Origin of the sequence: Sphingopyxis soli (genome assembly GCF_018682675.1) — a bacterium.
GTDB lineage: Bacteria > Pseudomonadota > Alphaproteobacteria > Sphingomonadales > Sphingomonadaceae > Sphingopyxis > Sphingopyxis soli.
In genome coordinates, this window is record NZ_JAFMTR010000025.1 from 1 (window position 1) to 5,150 (window position 5,150).

Sequence of the window (5,150 nt, forward strand, 5' to 3'; positions counted from 1 at the left end):
CTGCCGGGTGTCTCGACTTCGCTCGACACGAACGGAAATAGGGGACTGTCTGGAATCCACCCCGATGCCGCCTAAAGCAGCTCGACCGGCCGGAGCGGAAGGCGGTTCAGTCCGCGGCGATCCGGCGCGCGGTGTCTTGCACAAGCGCGATCATGTTGGGGACGCCCTGCGTGCGGTTCGACGAGAGCTGGCGCGTGAGGTCGAAGGGGGCGAGCGCGGCGGCGACGTCCATCGCCGCGACTTCGGCCGCCGGGCGATCCTGCACCGCCGCAAGGACGAGCGCGACAATCCCCTTGGTGATCGCGGCATTGCTGTCGGCGAGGAAATGGAGCCGCCCGTCGTCCTGCGGCACCGGATAGACCCAGACGCTCGCCGAACAGCCGCGGACCAAGGTCGCGTCGGTCTTGAGCGCGTCGGGCATCGGCTCGAGTTCTCGGCCTAGCTCGATCAGCAGGCGATAGCGATCGTCGCCGTCGAGAAAGTCATATTCTTCGAAGATGTCGGTCAGGCTGCGCATGGCGGCGCCAGTGGCAGATTTGGAGGGCGGTGGAAAGGGCTTTGCCCCTCGCCTCAATGCTCGCCATGCTGGCTGCGGCCATGTTTTCGCTGTGTCAGCATACATGGCCCCCGCTCTCGATATTCGCCGCGCTTGGGGGGGCTCCGGCCATGGACCCTGAAACAAGTTCAGGGTGACCATGAGAAATGGGTGGTTACAGATCGACCCCCGCCGCGATGGCTTCGAGCTTGCGCAGCCGTTCCTTGAGGTCGGCGATCTCGATCCGCGACCCGGCGTGCGGGACCGCGGGGTCGTGTGCCGCGAGGCTGTGGCCCGCCGCGAGTTCCTCGCGCTTGAGCTGGATCCAGTCGCGCCAGCCGCGAAGCGCCGCAAGGCTGATGATCGACAGCGCGGAGAGCGCGACCGCTGCCGTGATCAGGTTGGTGGCGAGGTCAGACGTCATGGTGCCCATGGGTTGGCTCCTTCTTCGTCAGGGTCTCAGGGGAGGGACCGGTCGCGCAGGCTCTCGATTTCCTGGTCGAGCGTGACCGCGCGATTAGTGTCGGTGGCGATGCGCTCGAGCACCTGGATGCGGTCCTTGAGCGCGCGGATTTCGGCTTGCAACGCCCTGGTCTCGGCTTCGGTCGCGGCGTTGTTCGCGGCGAGGAATTCATTGCCGTGGCGATCGCGGCGCACGCCATATTTCGCGCGGACGATGCTGCCGATGGTCACGATGAGGACGATGCCGATGACCATTTCAAAGGGGTTCATGGGGGGATCCTTTCGCCTGTTTCTTGTTGTTGGGTCTTTTGTCGGTGTCAGTTGAGCGGTGCGTCGCGCAGCTTTTCGATTTCGTCGGCGACATCGATCCCCTTGTCGGTGACGATGCGTTCGAGGACGCGGACGCGCGCTTCCAGCCGTTCGGTCTGCGCCGCATATTGCGCGGCCTTCTCGGCGGTCATTTCGGACTGCTTCTCGATCATCTTCTGCTGGTGTTTCGACCAGATGGCGAAACCGCCCAGCAGGAAGGGAGCGAGCGGGATCAGGATCCAGATTGCGTCACCCATGATCGTGTCTCCTCAGTTCGCCGGGCGCCGCAGCGCCTCGATCTCGTGGCTCAGCCGATGCCCCTCGTCGGTGACGATGCGCTCGATCACTGCAAGGCGGTCCTTGACCGAACCCAGTTCGGCGCGGAGCTGGGCATTTTCCTGGCTGATCAGCTTGACGCGTTCCATCGCCTCGTCGCTCGCCCGGGGATAGATCGCCTTGCCCCAGCTGTTTTCGAGCGGATAGCCGTTCTTGACGCGGAGCCAGGTGGTGAAGACCCAGCCACCGACCCCGGCCAGGCCGACGACGGCTGCAACGGGGGCGATGGTGTTGAGCAATACGAGATCCATTGTCGTCTATCCTCTCAGCGCAGACGGTCGATCTGGTCGGCGAGCTGCGCGGCCTGGCCGTGATTGTCGGTCGCGATGCGTTCGAGCACCGAGATGCGTTCCTCGAGCCGGCCGATCTGGCCGACGAGTCTGGCATTCTCGTCCGTGAGCAGCGCGATTTTTCGATCAGCGTCGACGTCGGTTCGATGAACCGTGCCGCCCCATTCATTCTCAACCGGGTAGCCGTGCTTGGCGCGGATCCAGGTGGTGAACATCCAGCCGCCGATCGACAGCGCGATGATGGCGAGGACGAAAGTTGGACCACCGAAGTTCATTCTTATTCTCCCTGTTGCCCGTCAGTCGATCTGCGCCCGAATTACCGGAGAGCGTCGATCTCGTCGGCAAGGCGACGGTTGTGGCTGGTGTAGTAGAGCTCGATGTCGGCGAGGCGGCGGTCGATGTCGCGGAAGCGCGAGCGGATGTCGCGGGTCGAGGCGCTGGGGTTCGAGCGCACGCCCTGCCAGAACTTCGCCTCCTCGTTCGAGCCATAGAGCGCGAAAGGCTTTGGCGTGCCCATCCAGGCGACCATCCAGTATGCGATCAGCGTCCAGGGGAAGCCGCCCATCAGGGTGAGGAGGACCGCGCCGACGCGAACCCAGAGGACATCGATCCCGCTATAGTCCGCGATCCCGGCGCACACGCCGCTCCATTTCGCGTTCTGCTTGTCGAGGTAGAATTTGGTGCGGCTGGCAGACATTTTCAGTTCCTCCGGCTCGTGCTGTTGTTTTCGAGTTGCGCCAGCTCTTCATCGCTCCGCACCGAGGGGCGGAAGTCGGGATGGTCGGCGCTGATGATGCGTTCGACGGTGTGCAGGCGGTTTTCGAGCCGGCGCGCCGTGTCGTAGAGTTCGTCGAGCAGCTGCTCATCCTCTCCGGTCAGCGTCTTGGCCTGCTTCCACTTGGTGATGTAGTGGAGGATAAGCCAGGGCAGACCGAGGAAGAGGGTGCCAATGACGATCGGGACAATGATCACTTCTTCCATCGGTCCGGCTCCTTACTTCTTGCCCTGCGCGGCCTTCAGCGCGGCGAGTTCGTCGGCAACCTTGTCGGCGGCCTGCAGGTCGGCGATCTCCTCGTCGAGCGACTTCTTGTAGCCGAGGCCGAGCGCATCGGCGCGGCCTTCGGCTTCGTCGACGCGGCGCTCGAGGATCTCGAAGCGCGAGAAGGCATCCTGCACGCGGTCGCCATTGGTCATCTCGCGCAGCTTGTAGCGGTTCTCGGCGCTTTCGAGGCGGTTGACGACGCTCGACTGGCGCGCGCGCGCTTCGCTGAGCTTTTTCTGGAGCTTGGCGATATCGGCTTCATAGCCCTGCAGCGCGTCGTCGAGGACGGCGATCTCGGCCTTCAGCTTGTCGGCCATGTCGCCCGCCTTCTGCTTCTCGACAAGCGCGGCGGTGGCGAGGTCTTCGCGGTCCTTCGACAGCGCGAGTTCGGCCTTTTCCTTCCAGCTGTCCTGCAGGCTTTCGAGCTTCGCGATGTGGCGGCGCATTTCCTTCTGGTCCGCGATCGTGCGGGCGGCGGAAGCGCGGACTTCGACGAGCGTTTCGTTCATCTCGAAGATGATCTGGCGGATCATCTTTTCGGGATCTTCCGCGCGGTCGAGCAGGTCGGTGACGTTGGCGGCGATGATGTCGCGGGTCCGTGAGAAAATACCCATTTGGAAACTCCTGTCGAAACTTGGTCCTAAGAAATGCTGGTGCCGGGGCGGGGCAAGGGGGGAGAGTGCCCCGGCACCAGTGTTCGGTCAGGCCAGATGGCTGACCGCCGGGGTTGCTGCAGCGATGTCGTAGAGGACTTTCGGCTGGTCGATCACGCCGACGAAAATGGCCAGCGCTCCGACCGCGCTGAGCGCGAAGGTGGCGGCCTGGGCAAACATCGTCTTCATGGGTTCTACCTTCCCTTTTTCGCTGCACCGGAGCGTTGTGCGCCGGTTCGTGAATATCTTTGCAGGAGGCGTGCCAATTGCCCGCAATGGCAGAAAAGCGCCAGACTCGACGCCTAGACCCGGACTCGTGGCGAATTGACTTGCCATTCAGCGGGAAAATTTGCCAATGATTGGGAATGGAACGCGAAACGCAGTTCATCGGCCAATCGGCGGCCTTTCAGGATGCGGTCGACCGTGCGAGCCAGGCGGCGACGCTCGACCGCCCGGTGCTCGTGATTGGCGAGCGCGGCACCGGCAAGGAACTGATCGCCGAACGCCTCCATCGCCTGTCGTCGCGCTGGGACCGTCCCTATGTCATCATGAACTGCGCGGCGATGCCCGAGACGCTGATCGAGAGCGAGCTGTTCGGGCATGAGGCGGGCGCCTTTACCGGCGCGACCAAAACGCGCGCCGGACGCTTCGAAGAGGCCGACGGCGGCACCTTGTTCCTCGACGAGCTGGCGACGATGTCGATGGGGGCGCAGGAGCGGCTGCTGCGCGCAGTCGAATATGGCGAGGTCACCCGGGTCGGCTCGTCGCGCCCGATCCGCGTCGACGTCCGTATCGTCGCGGCGACGAACGAGCATCTGCCCGCGCTGGTCGAAGAAAACGGTTTCCGCGCCGACCTGCTCGATCGGTTGTCGTTCGAGGTCATCACCCTTCCCCCCCTGCGCGCGCGCGAGGGCGATATCGAGGTGCTCGCGACCTATTTCGGGCAGCGGATGGCCGCTGTGCTCGGCTGGGACGAATGGCCCGGTTTTGGCCCGCGCGCGCTGGCGGCGATGGAGGGCCACGACTGGCCGGGCAATGTCCGCGAGCTGCGAAACGTCATCGAGCGCGCCATCTATCGCTGGGCCGATCCGGAGCGGCCGGTCGACACGCTGAGCTTCGATCCCTTCGCGAGTCCCTGGCAACCGGTTGTCCGCAAGGCGGCCGCCAAACCCGCAGCGGCTGCTGCACCGGGCGAGAGCGCCCCTAGCGCGCACGCACCGCAATCGGGCCCGGTCAGCGACCTGCGCGCCGCGGTCGACGCCTATGAGAAGCAGATATTGTCCGACACGATGGCGCGCTGCCGTTTCAACCAGAAAGTGGCGGCCGAGGCGCTGGGCCTCAGCTACGACCAGATCAGGCACGCGCTGAAGAAGCATGGGCTGAACCAGTAATCCTCCCTGCCGCGTAGCGGTGGGGAGGGGGACCGTCCGCGAAGCGGATGGTGGAGGGGCGCAACGGTAGCGCCATCGCCCCTCCGTCAGCGCTTCGCGCTGCCACCTCCCCATGGCTTCGCCACAGGGAGG

The 5,150-nt window shown here is 64.6% G+C and carries 11 protein-coding genes; 1 reads left to right on the forward strand and 10 read right to left on the reverse strand.

Going from position 1 to position 5,150, the window contains the following annotated elements:
• Positions 1–106: 106 nt before the first annotated feature.
• The 10 genes from J1N50_RS03300 to J1N50_RS03345 all read right to left on the reverse strand — a co-directional run bounded on the left by J1N50_RS03300 (position 107) and on the right by J1N50_RS03345 (position 3,816).
• A complete protein-coding gene (locus J1N50_RS03300; RefSeq protein WP_204991858.1) occupies positions 107–517 on the reverse strand; it encodes a SufE family protein in 411 nt (136 codons plus the stop codon).
• A gap of 193 nt (positions 518–710) precedes the next feature.
• Positions 711–968 carry a hypothetical protein gene (locus J1N50_RS03305; RefSeq protein ID WP_215350360.1) on the reverse strand — a complete coding sequence of 86 codons (258 nt, stop codon included), beginning with the start codon at positions 966–968 and terminating at the stop codon, positions 711–713.
• 26 nt (positions 969–994) lie between these two features.
• Positions 995–1,267: a hypothetical protein gene (locus J1N50_RS03310; RefSeq protein WP_215350361.1), complete on the reverse strand. Its 273-nt coding sequence runs from the start codon at positions 1,265–1,267 to the stop codon at positions 995–997.
• A 47-nt stretch (positions 1,268–1,314) separates the two neighbouring features.
• The gene (locus J1N50_RS03315) at positions 1,315–1,563 is read right to left on the reverse strand and encodes a hypothetical protein (protein WP_215350362.1); all 249 of its coding nucleotides are present in this window, start codon (positions 1,561–1,563) and stop codon (positions 1,315–1,317) included.
• 12 nt (positions 1,564–1,575) lie between these two features.
• Positions 1,576–1,893 carry a hypothetical protein gene (locus J1N50_RS03320; RefSeq protein ID WP_215350363.1) on the reverse strand — a complete coding sequence of 106 codons (318 nt, stop codon included), beginning with the start codon at positions 1,891–1,893 and terminating at the stop codon, positions 1,576–1,578.
• A gap of 14 nt (positions 1,894–1,907) precedes the next feature.
• Positions 1,908–2,207, reverse strand: a complete 300-nt coding sequence (locus J1N50_RS03325; protein ID WP_215350364.1) for a hypothetical protein — start codon at positions 2,205–2,207, stop codon at positions 1,908–1,910.
• 41 nt (positions 2,208–2,248) lie between these two features.
• Positions 2,249–2,629 carry an envelope stress response membrane protein PspC gene (gene pspC / locus J1N50_RS03330; protein WP_054731198.1) on the reverse strand — a complete coding sequence of 127 codons (381 nt, stop codon included), beginning with the start codon at positions 2,627–2,629 and terminating at the stop codon, positions 2,249–2,251.
• Between the two features lie 2 nt (positions 2,630–2,631).
• Positions 2,632–2,913 carry an envelope stress response membrane protein PspB gene (gene pspB, locus J1N50_RS03335; protein WP_058455010.1) on the reverse strand — a complete coding sequence of 94 codons (282 nt, stop codon included), beginning with the start codon at positions 2,911–2,913 and terminating at the stop codon, positions 2,632–2,634.
• A 12-nt stretch (positions 2,914–2,925) separates the two neighbouring features.
• On the reverse strand, positions 2,926–3,588 hold the full coding sequence (gene pspA / locus J1N50_RS03340) for a phage shock protein PspA (protein WP_058455009.1): 663 nt from the start codon (positions 3,586–3,588) through the stop codon (positions 2,926–2,928).
• Positions 3,589–3,675: 87 nt separating this feature from the next.
• Positions 3,676–3,816, reverse strand: a complete 141-nt coding sequence (locus J1N50_RS03345; RefSeq protein WP_215350365.1) for a hypothetical protein — start codon at positions 3,814–3,816, stop codon at positions 3,676–3,678.
• A gap of 176 nt (positions 3,817–3,992) precedes the next feature.
• Here J1N50_RS03345 and pspF point away from each other — a divergent pair, with 176 nt between their 5' ends.
• The gene (gene pspF, locus J1N50_RS03350) at positions 3,993–5,018 is read left to right on the forward strand and encodes a phage shock protein operon transcriptional activator (protein ID WP_215350366.1); all 1,026 of its coding nucleotides are present in this window, start codon (positions 3,993–3,995) and stop codon (positions 5,016–5,018) included.
• Positions 5,019–5,150 lie beyond the last annotated feature (132 nt).

Excerpts from the sequence above, each read along its gene's own strand:
- J1N50_RS03300 (WP_204991858.1), bottom strand. The coding sequence starts at position 517 with ATGCGCAGCCTGACCGACATCTTCGAAGAATATGACTTTCTCGACGGC.
- J1N50_RS03305 (WP_215350360.1), bottom strand. The coding sequence starts at position 968 with ATGGGCACCATGACGTCTGACCTCGCCACCAACCTGATCACGGCAGCG.
- J1N50_RS03310 (WP_215350361.1), bottom strand. The coding sequence starts at position 1,267 with ATGAACCCCTTTGAAATGGTCATCGGCATCGTCCTCATCGTGACCATC.
- J1N50_RS03315 (WP_215350362.1), bottom strand. The coding sequence starts at position 1,563 with ATGGGTGACGCAATCTGGATCCTGATCCCGCTCGCTCCCTTCCTGCTG.
- J1N50_RS03320 (WP_215350363.1), bottom strand. The coding sequence starts at position 1,893 with ATGGATCTCGTATTGCTCAACACCATCGCCCCCGTTGCAGCCGTCGTC.
- J1N50_RS03325 (WP_215350364.1), bottom strand. The coding sequence starts at position 2,207 with ATGAACTTCGGTGGTCCAACTTTCGTCCTCGCCATCATCGCGCTGTCG.
- pspC (WP_054731198.1), bottom strand. The coding sequence starts at position 2,629 with ATGTCTGCCAGCCGCACCAAATTCTACCTCGACAAGCAGAACGCGAAA.
- pspB (WP_058455010.1), bottom strand. The coding sequence starts at position 2,913 with ATGGAAGAAGTGATCATTGTCCCGATCGTCATTGGCACCCTCTTCCTC.
- pspA (WP_058455009.1), bottom strand. The coding sequence starts at position 3,588 with ATGGGTATTTTCTCACGGACCCGCGACATCATCGCCGCCAACGTCACC.
- J1N50_RS03345 (WP_215350365.1), bottom strand. The coding sequence starts at position 3,816 with ATGAAGACGATGTTTGCCCAGGCCGCCACCTTCGCGCTCAGCGCGGTC.
- pspF (WP_215350366.1), top strand. The coding sequence starts at position 3,993 with ATGGAACGCGAAACGCAGTTCATCGGCCAATCGGCGGCCTTTCAGGAT.